Below are 14,745 nucleotides of genomic sequence, written 5' to 3' on the forward strand. Positions count from 1 at the left end.
CACTAGAAAGAAGACGCACATGCTGCTTATCTCATGCCCCAACTGCGGCTCGCGCGACGAGACCGAGTTCCACTACGGCGGCCAGGCCCACGTGCCCTACCCGGAAAACCCGAACGAGCTGAACGACCGCGAATGGGCCGAATACCTGTTCTACCGCGACAACACCAAGGGCACCTTCGCCGAGCGCTGGCTTCACAGCACTGGCTGCCGCCAGTGGTTCAACATGCTCCGCGACACCGTCACCTACGACATCCACGCCGTCTACCCGATGGGCACGCCACGGCCGGCGACGGCGGTTCCCGCCGCTGCTGAAGTCGGCACCGCCAGCGTCGCCGCGGACAGCACCACCATCGGGAACGCCGCACCCAGCACCTCTGCAACCAGCATCGCCCCGGCCGATCCAGCCCCCAGCACCACCGCCCCGGAAGGAGCAACCAAGTGACTTCCCAGAACGCCCGCCTCGCCGCCGGCGGACGCATCGACCGCAGCATCTCCTGGCGTTTCACAGTGGACGGCGAGGAATTCACCGGCCACCCCGGCGACACGCTCGCCTCGGCCTTGCTCGCGAACGGCCGGATCACGGTCGGCAACTCGCTCTACGAGGACCGGCCCCGCGGCATCCTGGCAGCCGGCGTGGAGGAACCCAACGCCCTGGTCCGGATCGAACCGCGCTTCCCCGGCCACGTGGCCGAATCCATGCTCCCCGCCACCACCGTCACCCTGGTGGACGGCCTGAAGGCAGGCCTGCTGAACGGTCTGGGCCGGCTGGACCCGGAGGACGACCGCGCCGAGTACGACAAGAAATACGTCCACACGGACATCCTGGTGATCGGCGGCGGCCCCGCCGGCCTGGCCGCGGCCCGCGAAGCCGTGCGCACCGGCGCCCGCGTGATGCTGCTGGACGACCAGCCCGAACTGGGCGGCACGCTTCTCTCCGGATCCACGGCCCCCGGCCTGGCCGAGACCATCGAGGGCAAGCCCGCCCTCGAATGGGTGGCGGACGTCGAAGCCGAGCTCGTCTCCGGAGCCGAATGCACCGTCCTGAACCGCACCACGGCCTTCGGCGCCTACGACGCCAACTACGTCATCGCCGTCCAGAACCGCACCGACCACCTGTCCAGCCCGGCCGCCCCCGGTGTCTCCCGGCAGCGTATTTGGCACATCCGTGCTAATCAGGTCGTCCTTGCTCCCGGCGCCCACGAACGGCCGCTGGTGTTCGAGAACAACGACCGCCCCGGCATCATGCTCTCCTCGGCCGTGCGCAGCTACCTCAACCGCTACGCCGTCGCCGCCGGGCAGCGCGCGGTCATCAGTACTACCAACGACAGCGCCTACTCCCTGGCCGCGGACCTGCGGGCCGCCGGCGTCAAGGTGGCCGCCGTCGTCGACGCCCGTCCCCGCCTCACCCCGGTGGCCGCCGCCGCCGTCGAAGCCGGCACCCGTGTGCTGATCGGCAGCGCTGTGGCCGACACCGCCGCCGCAGAGGACGGCGACGGCCGGCTGACGGGGGTCACCGTCCGCAGCATCAACGACGACGGCGAACTCACCTCCGGCATCGAGGAGGTCGCCTGCGACCTGCTGGCAGTCTCCGGCGGCTGGAGCCCGCTGGTTCACCTCCACTCGCAGCGGCAGGGCAAGCTGCGCTGGGACGAGGACCTGGCGGCCTTCGTGCCGAGCAGCATGGTCCCGAACCAGCAGATTGTCGGCTCAGGCCGCGGCAGCTTCGAACTCGAGGACTGCCTCGCCGAGGGCATCTCGGCCGGAGCGTCGGCGGCGATCGCCGCCGGCTTTGGTTCCGCCGTCGAGCCTTCCGTTATCAGTGAGCCGAAAGCGTCCGGCCCCACCCGCCAGCTGTGGCTGGTCCCCGGGCAGACCGGCACGCCGGATGACTGGCACCACCACTTCGTCGACTTTCAGCGCGACCAGTCCGTGGCCGACGTTCTCCGCTCCACCGGGGCCGGCATGCGCTCCGTGGAGCACATCAAGCGCTACACCTCCATCAGCACCGCCAACGACCAGGGCAAGACCTCCGGCGTCAACGCGATCGGCGTCATCGCCGCCGCCCTCCGGCAGGCCGGCGAAGCGTCCCGGGGCATCGGCGACATCGGAACCACCACCTACCGGGCGCCGTTCACCCCCGTGGCCTTCGCGGCACTGGCCGGACGCCAGCGCGGCGAACTGTTTGACCCCGCCCGCGTCACGTCGATCCACCCGTGGCACGTGGCACAGGGAGCATTGTTCGAGGACGTAGGGCAGTGGAAGCGGCCCTGGTACTACCCGCAGTCCGGCGAGGACATGGACACCGCCGTGCTGCGCGAATGCGCCGCCGTCCGCGAATCCGTGGGTTTCATGGACGCCACCACCCTCGGCAAGATCGAAATCCGGGGCAAGGACGCCGGTGAATTCCTCAACCGGATCTACACCAACGCGTTCAAGAAGCTCGCACCCGGCTCCGCCCGCTACGGCGTCATGTGCATGGCGGACGGCATGATTTTCGACGACGGCGTGACCCTCCGCCTCGACGAGGACCGGTTCTTCATGACCACCACCACCGGCGGCGCCGCGAAGGTGCTGGACTGGCTGGAGGAGTGGCTGCAGACCGAATGGCCCGAACTGGACGTGCACTGCACCTCGGTGACCGAACAGTGGTCCACCATCGCCGTCGTCGGGCCCAAGTCCCGGGCGGTGATCGCGAAGGTGGCCCCCGAACTCGCCGCGGGCGGCGGGCTCGAGGCTGAAGCCTTCCCGTTCATGACCTTTCGCGAAACCACCCTCGCCTCCGGTGTCAGGGCGCGGATCTGCCGGATCTCGTTCTCCGGTGAACTGGCCTATGAAATCAATGTGCCGTCCTGGTACGGGCTGAACACCTGGGAAGCCGTGGCCGCCGCAGGCGCCGAATTCGACATCACCCCGTACGGCACCGAAACGATGCACGTGCTCCGGGCCGAGAAGGGTTACCCGATCGTCGGGCAGGACACCGACGGCACGGTCACCCCGCAGGACGCCGGGATGGAATGGGTGGTCTCCAAGGCCAAGGACTTCATCGGCAAACGCTCCTACGCCCGGGCTGACGCACAGCGTGAGGACCGCAAGCACCTGGTCAGCGTCCTTCCCGTGGACGGGTCACTCCGGCTGCCGGAGGGCACCCAGCTGGTGGAGAAGGGCATCACCACGAACCCCGCCTACGGGCCCGTGCCCATGCAGGGCTTCGTGACCTCGAGCTACCACAGCGCCGCGCTCGGCAGGTCGTTCGCACTGGCACTGATCAAGAACGGCCGCAACCGCATCGGCGAGACCCTCGTGGCCGCCGCCGGCGACCAGCTGGTTGATGTCGTCGTCGCCGAAACCGTACTTTTTGACCCCGAAGGGACCCGTAAAGATGGCTAACACCGCAGCACTCACAGGCATCAATGGACTCCGGGAAATCCGCCGCAGCCCGGCCTCCCACCTGGCCCAGGCACTCGAAGCCGGCTCCGTGCCAGGGGCAGTCGTCCTCAAGGAGGGCCCGTTCCAGACCATGGCCGGCGTCCGCGTCGCCCCCAGCTCCGAGGAAGGCGCCAGGATCGCGTCCGTCGCCGGCGGCCTGCCGGCACGCTGCGGCGAGGTCACCGGCAGGGACGGCGTCAGCGTCCTGTGGCTCGGCCCGTCCGAATTCCTTGTGGTGGCCCCCGAAGAGGCCCACGACTCCCTGGGCGGGGACCTGATCGGCTCGCTCACCGCAGCCCTGGGCGATGCCCCGGGACAGGTGGTGGACTTGTCCGCCAACCGCACCACGTTCGAGCTCTCCGGCCCCCGGGCCCGCGCCGTGCTGGAGAAAGGCTGCGCCCTGGACCTGCACCCGCGGAGCTTCACGCCGGGAACGGCCCTGACCACGGAGGTGGGGAACATTCCGGTCACCCTCCTGAAGACCGGGGACGACAGCTTCCGGCTGTTCCCGCGGGCTTCGTTCGCGGACTTCCTGGGCCGCTGGCTCCTGGATGCCATGAGGGAGTTCGCTTCCCCCGAGGTGCCCTGATGGCGCTCAGCGCCCTGGACCTGTTCTCTGTTGGCATCGGGCCGTCGTCGTCGCACACGGTCGGCCCGATGCGGGCGGCGAAGCTGTTCGCCGAAGGACTCAAAGGTGATGGCCACCTGAGCTCCACCACAAGGGTCCAGGCCGAACTGTTCGGATCGCTCGGCGCCACCGGCCGGGGCCACGGCTCCGACAAGGCCGTGGTGCTGGGCCTCCAGGGCCTGGACCCGGAAACGGTGAACACCTCCACGGCCGACGACCAGGTGGCCGCGGCCGCCCTCGACGCCGAACTCCGGATCGGCGGGGACCACAGGGTGGACTTCAACTGGGACGAGGACGTGGTGCTGCACCGCCGCAAGTCCCTGCCCGCGCACCCCAACGGCATGACCTTCCGGGCGCTGGACCATGCCGGCGCCGTGCTGAGCGAACGGAGCTTCTATTCCATCGGCGGCGGCTTCGTGGTTGACGGCGCCGTTGGTCCCGGCGACAACGTGGTGGCCGACGACACCGTCCTCCCCTTCCCCTTCACCACGGCCGACGAACTCCTGGAGATCTGCCGCCGCGAAAGCATGTCCATCTCCGACGTCATGCTCGCCAACGAACTCGTGTGGCGCAGCGAAGCGGAGCTCCGGGAGAAGCTGCTGGCACTCTGGGCCGTCATGCGCGAATGCGTCGACAACGGCTGCACCGCGGAAGGAATCCTTCCCGGCGGTCTGAACGTAAGGCGCCGGGCGCCGTCGTTATTCAACACCCTGACCGCGGACACCGGCGTCACCGATCCGCTCCGGGCCATGGAATGGGTAAACCTCTTCGCCCTCGCCGTCAACGAGGAAAACGCCGCCGGCGGGCGGATCGTCACCGCCCCCACCAACGGCGCGGCCGGGATCGTGCCGGCGGTGCTGCACTACTACGTCAAGTTTGTTCCGGGAGCCGACGACGACGGTGTGGTCCGCTTCCTGCTGGCGGCGGCCGCCGTCGGGATTCTTTTCAAGATCAACGCCTCCATCTCCGGCGCTGAAGTGGGCTGCCAGGGCGAAGTGGGCTCGGCCTGCTCCATGGCGGCCGCCGGGCTGTGCGAGGTCCTCGGCGGCACCCCCGAACAGGTGGAAAACGCCGCCGAGGTGGGGATCGAACACAACCTTGGCCTGACCTGCGATCCAGTGGGCGGCCTGGTGCAGATCCCCTGCATCGAACGGAATGCGATCGCCAGCGTGAAGGCGATCAACGCCGCGCGGCTGGCGCTGCACGGCGACGGCAGCCACAAGGTGTCGCTGGATAAAGCCATCAAAACCATGCGTGAGACAGGAGCGGACATGAAAACCAAATACAAGGAGACCTCCCGCGGGGGCCTCGCCGTGAATGTGATCGAGTGCTGAGCCATGACTGCCATCGAGACTGAATCCTTTACCGGTCCGACCGCGACCACCGTGGAGCATGTCCTCACGCTGGACTGCCGGGAGTCGCCTGGCATTGTGCACGCCGTCTCCGGCTTCCTGTTGGAACACGGCTGCGACATCATCGACAACCAGCAGTTCGGCGAGCGCTCCGAAGGGCACTTCTTCATGCGGGTGCACTTTGCGTCCGACGGCGATGTGTCCACCGCGGACACCCTGCGGGCCGCTTTTGGCCCGGTGGCGGAACGCTTCGGGATGAGCTGGCGGCTGGAGCCGCACGGCTCCAAGCGGCGCGTGCTGATCATGGTGTCGAAGTTCGGGCACTGCCTCAACGACCTGCTGTTCCGCGCCAGGATCGGCGAACTTCCGGTGGAGGTGGTGGCCGTTGTTTCGAACCACACCGACCACCAGACCCTCGTGGAATGGCACGGGATCCCGTTCTTCCACGTGCCCGTCACCGCCGCCACCAAGCCTTTTGCGGAGGCCCGGCTGCTGGAGCTTGTGGACGAGTTCGATGTGGAACTGGTGGTGCTGGCGCGCTACATGCAGGTCCTCAGCGACGCGCTCACCCGCAAGCTGGACGGGCGTGCCATCAACATCCACCACTCATTCCTGCCCAGCTTCAAGGGCGCCAAGCCTTACCACCAGGCCTACGCCCGCGGGGTGAAAACGGTGGGGGCTACAGCACACTACGTCAACGGCGAGCTCGACGAGGGGCCCATCATCTCCCAGCAGGTGGTGGAGGTTGACCACACGTACGGCCCGGAGGACCTGGTTGCCGCCGGCCGCGACACCGAATGCAAGGCGCTCAGCAACGCCGTCCGCTGGCACTGCGAGGGCCGCGTGATCCTGCAGGGCAACAGGACAGTGGTGCTCCGCTAGCAGGACGCTCTCTCACTTCCTGTCGCTTAAGCCGGGACGCTCTCTCACTTCCCGTCGCTTGAGCCGGGACGCGCTCTCACTTCCTTGGGGGAAGTGCGAGAGCGTCCCTATTTTTGTTGCGAAAGGTGAGAGAGCGTCCATCCCGCCGGGGCTACAGGACGGCCAGCCGGGTGGCCAGATGCAGGGCTGCGAGCCGGCCGGTTCCCCGCGGATCTCCGCCGCACAATTCAAAAATCCGCTGCAGCCGGTGATGCATCGACTGCCGCTCCACGTGAAGTTCCCTCGCGGCCTGCGCCGTATTGCAGCCGGAGTCGAGCCAGATGGCCAGGGTTGTCAGCAGCTGGGAGTTCCGCCGCTCGTCGTGCTCCAGTACGGGTCCAAGTTGCTGGCGCACAAAGTCCTGCCGTGCCCCCTGGTCCAGGTGCTGCACAGCCATTCGCTCCACGGCGAGGTTTTCGACGTCGACCACCACACCTGCGGATTCCGACGGCAGCCTCGCCGCTCGGAGTGATGCGTTCACCACCAGGTCCAGGGCGCATTTCGCCTCCGACAGCGACCACGGTGCGTTTATGATCCCGGCAGCCAGGGGGCCCACCGCCGTCATGGTTCCGGCCTCCACAGGGAGTTCCTGCAAGGCCGCCACGAGTTCCGCCCGTGCGGCGGAGGCGCCGTCAATAGGAAGGGCTGCGAGGGCAAGAAGCTCTGAATTATCCACATAGCTGGCGCTCTGCTGGGCTGAGCGCTTCAGGATCTTGTCCATTGCGGCGCGTAACTGTTGGGACGTGGACGTCCTGACGACGATGGCGACCACAGTTGCCGAGGCCGGAATCCCGGCAGTCGGAGAGAGCTGTTGCAGCCGCCAGGGCTGACTGCCGGAGCTGACAGCGCGCAGCAGCGCGGTCCCTGCGACCTCTTTCAGGCCGGGTGGCATCCGTTGCAGCAGCGCCAGCGAAAGGATGTCAACGCACCGCCCGCCGGCAACGCGTGCCAAATTGACGTCGCCATGGGCCGGGACATTGATTGCCAGCCTGGCGGAGGGCACGCCGCGGACGGGGACGTCGATATTGATCGGCGTTCCATCCGTGCCGGTCCCCACCGCGTTTTCGCGCCGTTCGTCGGGCCCGGAACCGTCCGCCGGAATGGAACCGGCGGAACCGTCACTTGCCGGGGCGGCGGTTCCCAGTGTCACACCGGACACCGACGAGAGTTCCAGCGTCGCTTCAATGATCCCGGCCAGCACGGCGAGAATCCGGTCCAGGCTGCTCCCGTGGGCCAGTTCCACGGCCATGGCGTGGCTGGCCTCGTCCGCGCGGCGCAGGTGTGCCACCGATTCGCTGACCAGCATCGAGTTGATGGCCTGCATGATGCCCACGAACGGCACTACTTTGCGGAATTCAATGAGGGGCAGCCCGGCTTCTTCGGCGGCCCGGATCATCGAGGACGGAAGCGACGCGAGGGTCTGGCCTGTCTCCACGGCCAGGGCGCCGACGCCGCGTTCAGCCAGCTGTCGGACGTACTCCACGCGCCGGCCGTCCGTGGCTGAGACCAGGGCATCACCCCCGGTGAGAAGCAGTTCACCGCCGCTAAGTAACGGCGCAATGTCCAGTACCTCACTCGAATGGACCCAGCGCAGTTGTGTACCCGACGCTGCACCTGCCCCGGCGCGGATCACGGGATCAGCGGCCGTGAGGGTGGGGTGCTTAAGCACGTCGGCTAGCAATACAGGCATTACGATCCGTAACGTAGATGAGCGTTGTGTTGTACACATAGTATCTTGTTGACTGTGGCCTGTGACACATAATCTGGCGGTATCCCCCTTCCCCCTACGGAGGCCCCCATGCACAACCACTCCACTGCAGCCGCGGACGGCCCAGTGCCGGCAGCCGACAATGATGTCGAAGCCTGGCTCCAGCCCATTCCGGAATCCCAGCGGACCAGGAAAGTCTCCGGACAGTTCTGGATCTGGGCCGGCGCCAACCTGGCACCCATCAACTGGGTCCTCGGCGCCCTCGGCATCCACCTCGGGCTCGGCTTTGCCGACACCGTCACTGTCCTTGTCTTGGGCAACCTCATCGGAATGCTGCTGTTCGGTTGCTTTGTACTGCTCGGCCAGAAGACCGGCGCCACCGGCATGGTGCTGGCCCGCGCGGCGTTCGGCCGGCGCGGAAACTACTTGCCCGCCTCCATCCAGGCGCTGCTGGTGATCGGCTGGTGCGCAGTGAACACCTGGATCATCCTGGACCTCGTGATGGCCCTCTTCGGGACGCTCGGCTGGGTCGACCCGACAGCCCACAACTACGGATGGAAGATCGGCGTCGCCACCACCATCATGGCAGCGCAGGTGGCCATCGCCTGGTTCGGCTACAAGGCCATTGCCGCGTTTGAAAAATGGACCGTACCGCCAACCATCATCATCCTCGCGGTGATGTCCGCCGTCGCCTGGTTCGGGATGAAGATCAACTGGTCCTACGCAGGACCGGCCGGCAATATCCTCGAAGGCTCGGAGCGGATCGCCGCGATGAGCGCGGTCATGACGGCGATCGGCATTGGCTGGGGGATCACCTGGTTCACGTACGCCGCCGACTACTCCCGGTTCGTCAGCACCGAAGTGCCAAAGCGCAAGGTCTACCTCGCGTCGGTCCTCGGCCAGTTCATCCCCGTCGTCTGGCTCGGAATCCTGGGAGCCAGCCTCGCCACCAACAGCGGCGAGATCGACCCCGGAAAGCTCATAGTCCAGAACTTCGGGGTCATGGCGCTCCCGGTGCTCCTGATGGTCCTGCACGGGCCCATCGCCACCAACATCCTGAACATCTACACCTTCTCCGTCGCCACTCAGGCGCTCGACATCACCATCAGCCGCCGCAAGCTGAACCTGTTCGTCGGCGTCTTCTCGCTGGCCGCCGTCGTATTCTTCATCTTCCAGGAGGACTTCGCCTCTGTCCTGGATGCATGGCTGATYGGGCTCGTGGCCTGGGTGGCTGCCTGGGGCGGCGTCATGCTTGTGCATTATTTCTGGATCGAGAAGCGCTGGCCAGCCGACGGCGGACGGCTGTTCGACAGTGTGGGCACCGGGCGGCTCCCCGGCATCAACTGGGCCGGCGTTGTATCCCTCCTGGTCGGCATCTTCGCCACCTGGCTGTTCATGTACGGGCTGATCCCGGTGATGCAGGGCCCCATCGCCGTGGCCTTGGGCGGCTGGGACCTGTCCTGGCTCGCGGGTGGCCTCAGCAGCGCCGCGTGCTACGCGGTTCTTGGCCCCCGGGTCCACCGCAGGTTTCTGGCCGATGCCGGATCGCAGCCGGTCCCGGCAGCCGTCCCGGAGACAGTAGCCCTCCCGTCAACAACCACTGCCGCCCTCTAGAAAGGAACGGACCATGGAATTCCCTGCCTTCGCAGACTCCGCCCATCCCATCACCTGGCCCGAAGGGTACCGGGCAGCCGCCTCGTTCACGTTCGACGTCGACGCCGAATCGTGCACCATCGCCCATGACCCCGCCAGCACGCGCCGGATGTCGCTCATGACGCACCAGTCGTACGGGCCCAAGGTTGCGGTCCCCAGGCTGTTGCAGATCCTCGAACGGCAGGACATCCAGGCCACGTTCTTCATCCCGGGTTTTACCGCGGAAAGCTACCCCGACGTGGTGCGCCGGATCGCGGATGCAGGACATGAGATCGCCCACCACGGCTACCTCCACGAACCCATGCAGGGCATCGACGCCGACACCGAGGCGCGGTACATCGACCGCGGGCTGGAAGCACTGGCCAACGTTGCGGGCGTGCGGCCGGTCGGCTACCGCGCTCCCTGGTGGGAGCTGAACTGGCACTCGCCGGCTCTGCTGGCTGACCGCGGCTTCCTCTACGACTCAAGCCTGCTCGACGGCGACGCACCGTACCGCTTCAGCGTCGCCGACGGCGACTCCAGGGATCTGGTCGAAATACCTGTTGACTGGGCACTGGACGACTGGGAGCAGTACGCCTTCTATCCGGGGGTGACCGGCAGCGGAGTCATTGAAAGCCCCGCCAAGGTCCTCGAAATGTGGACGCTGGAGGCAGAGGCACACCATGCGGCCGGGAGCTGTTTCGTGCTGACGAACCATCCGTTCATCTCCGGCCGGCCCTCAAAGGCGGTGGCCTTGGAGCAGCTGATCAACCGAGTCAAAGCCATGGACGGGATGTGGGTCACCACCATGGCCAAAATCGCCGAGCACACGCGGGACACCGTGACTGAAGTCCATAGCCACGCGCGCATTGCGGTTCCGGGCTTTCCCGACGCCGGCGCCCGCTTCACCCCGGCGCAGGTCCGGCAGCCGGAGCTGACCGCCGGCCCGTAACACGGCTGAGCCCAGGCAGCCCTCTCTCACCACCCGTCGCTTAAACCGGAACGCTCTCTCACCACCAGTCGCTTAAACCGGAACGCTCTGTCACCACCCGTCGCTTAAACCGGAACGCTCTCTCACCAGATGAGAGAGCGTTCCGGTTTTTGTTGCAGGAGGTGAGAGAGCGTCGGCCTGGAACGTGCGGGAGGTGAGAGAGCGTTTAGACGCCCAGGGATTCCTTCAGCGCCTGGACGTGGCCCTGGGCCTTGACCTGGTACTGGGCGAGGCGCACCTTGCCCTCGGGATCAAGAACCACGGTGGAGCGGACGATGCCCTCGCGGACCTCCCCGTCCACGAGCTTCTCGCCCCAGGCGCCGTAGGCCAGTGCGACGGAGTGGTCCTCGTCGGCCAGCAGCGGGAAGGTCAGGGCGAAGTCGCCGGTGAAGTGGGACAGCTTGTCCGGGGCGTCGGGGGAGACGCCCAGGACCTCGTAGCCGGAGCCCTGGAAGGTGGCCAGGTTGTCGCGGAAGTCGCAGGCCTCGGTGGTGCAGCCGGGGGTGGCCGCCTCGGGGTAGAAGTACACGATGACGTTCTTGCCCCGGTAATCGGCCAGCGAGGTCTGCTTGCCTTCAGCGTCCGGCAGGGTGAAGTCCGGGGCCTGGGTTCCGGGCTGGAGCTTGGTGGTCAGTTTGGGGCTCATGGCATTCCTTCGGATGGATCTTGCGAAACAAAAGCTGGTGGAAGAATCAAGGGCTGAATTGGATAACAGCCTAGCTAGATACTGTATTCCGCCGGGCCGCGGACGGTGGCGCCCGGGCCGGGGATGAACTGGTAGCCGCCGCCCCGCACCGTGGCGATCGCGTGCCGGCCGCCGCGCAGTTTCCGCCGCACCCGGCCCACGTAGACGTCGATGGAGCGGGTGGCCGCCCCGGGGCTGTCGAACGATTCCAGGAACACCCGCAGCTCCTCGCGGCCGATGGCGCGCGAGCAGTTTTCCACGAGGTAACGCAGCAGCTTGAACTCGACGCCGGTGAGCGGCACCGGCCTGCCGTCCAGCAGCACCTCGCCTTTCGCGAGGTCCACGGCGACCCTGCTGACGGGGCCGCCCGACGGCGGGAGGTGGGGTGCGCCGCCGTCGTCCAGTTGCGGGGAGTCCTCCGGGGAGGACGACAACGGCGCGGGAGTGCCGCCGTCGGGCGTCCCGCGGGGTGCCCCCTCCCCTGGGGGCTTCCCGGACGGGAACGAACCGGCGGCGGACGTTGCAGCTCCGGCGGCAGGCCAGTGGACTTCCGCCTCCGGAGCAATCTTCAGGGCACGCGCGAGCACCAGCTCGGCGGCGCGGGTGAGAACAGCCTCATCAATGTCCTGCCCGGGCCCGGCGGTTACCCAGACGGCCAAGCCCCGCGCCTTGAACCCGGGCGCGCCTGAGCTCCGGTCCGGGACGGCAGTGAGGTGCGGGCGCCCGCCGACGCTGCCGCCGGCCGGGTTCCCGCGCGGCGTATGGGCATGGACGGCCATGACGGAACGCCTCAGACGCCGCCGCGGCGGATCAGTTTGCCGCTGGGCGTCTGGCCGTCCACCACGCTGCCACGCAGGAACGTCTTGCGGACAACACCGGAGAGGGCCTTGCCGTCGTACGGGGTGATGGGGTTCTTGTGCTTGAGCTTGGAGACGTCCACCACGAACGCCTCGTCGGGGGCGAAGACGGAGAAGTCGGCGTCGTAACCGAGGGCGAGCTGGCCCTTGTTGGACAGCCGCGCCAGGGCTGCCGGCTTTTCGGCCATCCAGGACACCACCTGCTCCAGGGGGATGCCGCGGTGCCGCGCCTCGGTCCAGATCAGGGACAGCCCCAGCTGCAGTGAGGAGACGCCGCCCCAGGCCACGGCGAAGTCGCCGTTTTCCAGGTCCTTCAGGTCAAGCGTCGAAGGCGAGTGGTCAGAGACGATGCAGTCGATGGTGCCGTCCTGCAGGCCCTTCCAGAGCAGCTCGCGGTTGGAGGCTTCGCGGATGGGCGGGCAGCACTTGTAGGCGGTGGCGCCGTCGGGGATCTCCTCGGCCATGAGCGTGAGGTAGTGCGGGCACGTCTCCACGGTGAGGTGGACGCCGTCGCGCTTTGCGCTTGCGATCATGGGCAGCGCGTCCGAGGAGGAGAGGTGCAGGATGTGCGCGCGGGCGCCGGTCCAGCGGGCCCGCTCGATGACCTCGGCGATGGCCTTGTTCTCGGCACCGCGGGGGCGGGACGCCAGGAACGTGGAGTAGTGGTCGCCGCCCGGATGCGGTGCGCGGTCAATGGCGTGCGAGTCTTCGGCATGGACGATCATGAGCGAATCGAAGGACTTGAGTTCGGCCATGTCCTCCTCCATCTCATCCGCCTCCAGATGCGGGAACTCGTCCACGCCGGAGTGCAGCAGGAAGCACTTGAAGCCGAACACGCCCTCGTCATGGAGCGGGCGCAGGTCCGCCTTGTTGCCGGGCACGGCGCCGCCCCAGAACCCGACGTCGACAAACGCCTGGTCCTCGGCCACTTCGCGCTTGAGCTTGAGGCCCTCCACCGTGGTGGTGGGCGGGATGCTGTTCAGCGGCATGTCGATGATGGTGGTCACGCCGCCTCCCGCGGCCGCGCGGGTGGCGGACGCGAAGCCCTCCCATTCGGTGCGGCCGGGCTCGTTGACGTGGACGTGGGTGTCCACGAGGCCGGGAATGAGGATTTCGTCGTCGGCGAGTTCAATGATCTCCCGGCCGGACAGGCCGTTGCCGAACGGTTCGAGGGCGACGATCTTGCCGCCCCGCACGCCCACCTCACGCGCGGCGATGCCGGCGGTGGTGAGGACGCGCTGGCCCCGGATGACGAGGTCAAAGCTTTCTTCAGACATTGAGGGGCTCCTTTGTGCGGGCGCTGTTCGCCGGGGCGGTGGCGGCGGGGACCGGGTTCGCCAGCTCCGCGCCGATGCGCTGTCCCAATTGTTCAAGCAGGGGTCCTGCTTGGGCTATACATATTTCTACCTTGGCCTCCAGCGCGGTCAGTGGGTAGACCTGCCGGAAGCCGGATTCCTGCTGCTGTTCTGCGGTCAGCGTGGTGCGGCCGCAGACGGCGACCACCGGCACGCCGGCGGCAGCGGCGGCGCGGGCCACGCCCATGGGCGTCTTGCCCAGCAGGCTTTGCTCGTCCAGACTGCCTTCGCCGGTGATCACCAGGTCGGCGCCGGCCAGCCGGGTGGCCAGTTCAGTGAATTCAAGCACGACGTCGATGCCCGGCCTGCGCGTCGCGGCCAGGGCCGCTATGGCCGCGTAGCCAACGCCGCCGGCCGCTCCGGCCCCCGGCGCGTCCGCGGCTTTCAGTGCGCGCGGGCCGATTTCCCGGGCGAGGACGCGGACGAAGTTGGCCAGGGCGCTGTCCAGTGTTGCCACATCGGCAGGGGTGGCGCCCTTCTGCGGTCCGAAGATCGCAGCGGCACCTTCCGCACCCAGCAGGGGGTTGTCCACATCGCTGGCCAGGACGAAACGGGTCTCGTCCAGGCGTGCGTCGAAGCCGGAGAAGTCAATGCTCGCCAGGTCCGCCAGTGCGGCACCGCCAAGCGGGAGTTCGTTGCCGTCGGCGTCGAACAGTATGGCGCCGAGGCCCTGCAGGACCCCCGCTCCGCCGTCGGTGTTGGCGCTGCCGCCGACGCCCAAAATGATCTGCCGGCAGCCGGCGTCCAGGGCGGACCGGATGAGTTCGCCGGTGCCGAGGCTCGTGGCGGCCTTGGCGCTGGCGGAATCCGGCTGGCCGCCGGTCCCTCCAGCGCCATTGGCCTTGCCGCCGGTTCCTCCAGCGCCATCGGGGAGGACCGCGAGCCCGGAGGCCGCGGCCATCTCGATGACGGCCTCCCGTCCGCGGACCGCAAACTCGGCAGTCAGCGGCTGCCCGGTGGGGCCGCTGACAACGGCGCTGCGGCGGGTGAAGCCGGAGCCGACGGCGGCGTCCAAGGTGCCCTCGCCGCCGTCGGCCACGGGAATCCGGAGTACCTCAAGGGGACCCTGCCCCGCGATGCGGAAGCCCGCCTGCAGCCCCCTTTCCAGGTGCCGGGCGACGTCCGGGGCGGAGAGCGAGCCCTTGAACTTGTCCGGCGCGATCACTATGCGCATTGCAGTGCCTGTCTTT

At 67.7% G+C, this 14,745-nt stretch carries 12 protein-coding genes; 7 read left to right on the forward strand and 5 right to left on the reverse strand.

The window, feature by feature from the left end; genetic code table 11:
• Positions 1 to 19: 19 nt before the first annotated feature.
• The 5 genes from AC1D14_RS18670 to purU are packed head-to-tail and all read left to right on the forward strand — an operon-like array spanning position 20 to position 6,288.
• Entirely contained in the window at positions 20 to 442 is a 423-nt protein-coding gene (locus tag AC1D14_RS18670; RefSeq protein WP_476968952.1) for a sarcosine oxidase subunit delta, read from the forward strand.
• Positions 439 to 3,387, forward strand: a complete 2,949-nt coding sequence (locus AC1D14_RS18675) for a sarcosine oxidase subunit alpha family protein (protein WP_476968953.1) — start codon at positions 439 to 441, stop codon at positions 3,385 to 3,387. Before AC1D14_RS18670 ends, AC1D14_RS18675 begins: the two co-directional genes overlap by 4 nt.
• Positions 3,380 to 4,015, forward strand: coding sequence for a sarcosine oxidase subunit gamma (locus AC1D14_RS18680; RefSeq protein ID WP_476882284.1), 636 nt, complete (start codon positions 3,380 to 3,382; stop codon positions 4,013 to 4,015). The genes AC1D14_RS18675 and AC1D14_RS18680 overlap by 8 nt, the downstream gene beginning before the upstream one ends.
• Entirely contained in the window at positions 4,015 to 5,388 is a 1,374-nt protein-coding gene (locus tag AC1D14_RS18685; RefSeq protein WP_476968954.1) for an L-serine ammonia-lyase, read from the forward strand. The genes AC1D14_RS18680 and AC1D14_RS18685 overlap by 1 nt, the downstream gene beginning before the upstream one ends.
• Positions 5,389 to 5,391: 3 nt before the next feature.
• Positions 5,392 to 6,288 carry a formyltetrahydrofolate deformylase gene (gene purU / locus AC1D14_RS18690; protein WP_476968955.1) on the forward strand — a complete coding sequence of 299 codons (897 nt, stop codon included), beginning with the start codon at positions 5,392 to 5,394 and terminating at the stop codon, positions 6,286 to 6,288.
• Positions 6,289 to 6,439: 151 nt separating this feature from the next.
• Here the strand turns inward: purU and AC1D14_RS18695 are convergent, their stop codons facing one another.
• Positions 6,440 to 8,017, reverse strand: coding sequence for a PucR family transcriptional regulator (locus tag AC1D14_RS18695; RefSeq protein WP_476968956.1), 1,578 nt, complete (start codon positions 8,015 to 8,017; stop codon positions 6,440 to 6,442).
• Positions 8,018 to 8,125: 108 nt separating this feature from the next.
• On the opposite strand from AC1D14_RS18695, the gene AC1D14_RS18700 reads away from it, so the two are divergent.
• Positions 8,126 to 9,649: a purine-cytosine permease family protein gene (locus AC1D14_RS18700; RefSeq protein WP_476882282.1), complete on the forward strand. Its 1,524-nt coding sequence runs from the start codon at positions 8,126 to 8,128 to the stop codon at positions 9,647 to 9,649.
• 13 nt (positions 9,650 to 9,662) lie between these two features.
• Positions 9,663 to 10,619, forward strand: a complete 957-nt coding sequence (locus AC1D14_RS18705; RefSeq protein ID WP_230118455.1) for a polysaccharide deacetylase family protein — start codon at positions 9,663 to 9,665, stop codon at positions 10,617 to 10,619.
• A 205-nt stretch (positions 10,620 to 10,824) separates the two neighbouring features.
• Here AC1D14_RS18705 and bcp read toward each other — a convergent pair whose 3' ends face one another.
• The 4 genes from bcp to AC1D14_RS18725 all read right to left on the reverse strand — a co-directional run bounded on the left by bcp (position 10,825) and on the right by AC1D14_RS18725 (position 14,729).
• On the reverse strand, positions 10,825 to 11,304 hold the full coding sequence (bcp, locus tag AC1D14_RS18710; protein WP_230118453.1) for a thioredoxin-dependent thiol peroxidase: 480 nt from the start codon (positions 11,302 to 11,304) through the stop codon (positions 10,825 to 10,827).
• Positions 11,305 to 11,378: 74 nt separating this feature from the next.
• Positions 11,379 to 12,122 carry a winged helix-turn-helix domain-containing protein gene (locus tag AC1D14_RS18715; protein ID WP_476968957.1) on the reverse strand — a complete coding sequence of 248 codons (744 nt, stop codon included), beginning with the start codon at positions 12,120 to 12,122 and terminating at the stop codon, positions 11,379 to 11,381.
• A gap of 11 nt (positions 12,123 to 12,133) precedes the next feature.
• Entirely contained in the window at positions 12,134 to 13,477 is a 1,344-nt protein-coding gene (gene allB, locus AC1D14_RS18720; RefSeq protein ID WP_476968958.1) for an allantoinase AllB, read from the reverse strand.
• Positions 13,470 to 14,729: a glycerate kinase gene (locus AC1D14_RS18725; RefSeq protein ID WP_476968959.1), complete on the reverse strand. Its 1,260-nt coding sequence runs from the start codon at positions 14,727 to 14,729 to the stop codon at positions 13,470 to 13,472. Before AC1D14_RS18725 ends, allB begins: the two co-directional genes overlap by 8 nt.
• Between the last annotated feature and the right edge of the window lie 16 nt (positions 14,730 to 14,745).

This window comes from Arthrobacter sp. P1_B11 (assembly GCF_056406715.1).

Coding starts and splice junctions, on each gene's coding strand:
- AC1D14_RS18670 (WP_476968952.1), top strand. CDS start 20: ATGCTGCTTATCTCATGCCCCAACTGCGGCTCGCGCGACGAGACCGAG.
- AC1D14_RS18680 (WP_476882284.1), top strand. CDS start 3,380: ATGGCTAACACCGCAGCACTCACAGGCATCAATGGACTCCGGGAAATC.
- AC1D14_RS18685 (WP_476968954.1), top strand. CDS start 4,015: ATGGCGCTCAGCGCCCTGGACCTGTTCTCTGTTGGCATCGGGCCGTCG.
- purU (WP_476968955.1), top strand. CDS start 5,392: ATGACTGCCATCGAGACTGAATCCTTTACCGGTCCGACCGCGACCACC.
- AC1D14_RS18695 (WP_476968956.1), bottom strand. CDS start 8,017: ATGCCTGTATTGCTAGCCGACGTGCTTAAGCACCCCACCCTCACGGCC.
- AC1D14_RS18705 (WP_230118455.1), top strand. CDS start 9,663: ATGGAATTCCCTGCCTTCGCAGACTCCGCCCATCCCATCACCTGGCCC.
- bcp (WP_230118453.1), bottom strand. CDS start 11,304: ATGAGCCCCAAACTGACCACCAAGCTCCAGCCCGGAACCCAGGCCCCG.
- AC1D14_RS18715 (WP_476968957.1), bottom strand. CDS start 12,122: ATGGCCGTCCATGCCCATACGCCGCGCGGGAACCCGGCCGGCGGCAGC.
- allB (WP_476968958.1), bottom strand. CDS start 13,477: ATGTCTGAAGAAAGCTTTGACCTCGTCATCCGGGGCCAGCGCGTCCTC.
- AC1D14_RS18725 (WP_476968959.1), bottom strand. CDS start 14,729: ATGCGCATAGTGATCGCGCCGGACAAGTTCAAGGGCTCGCTCTCCGCC.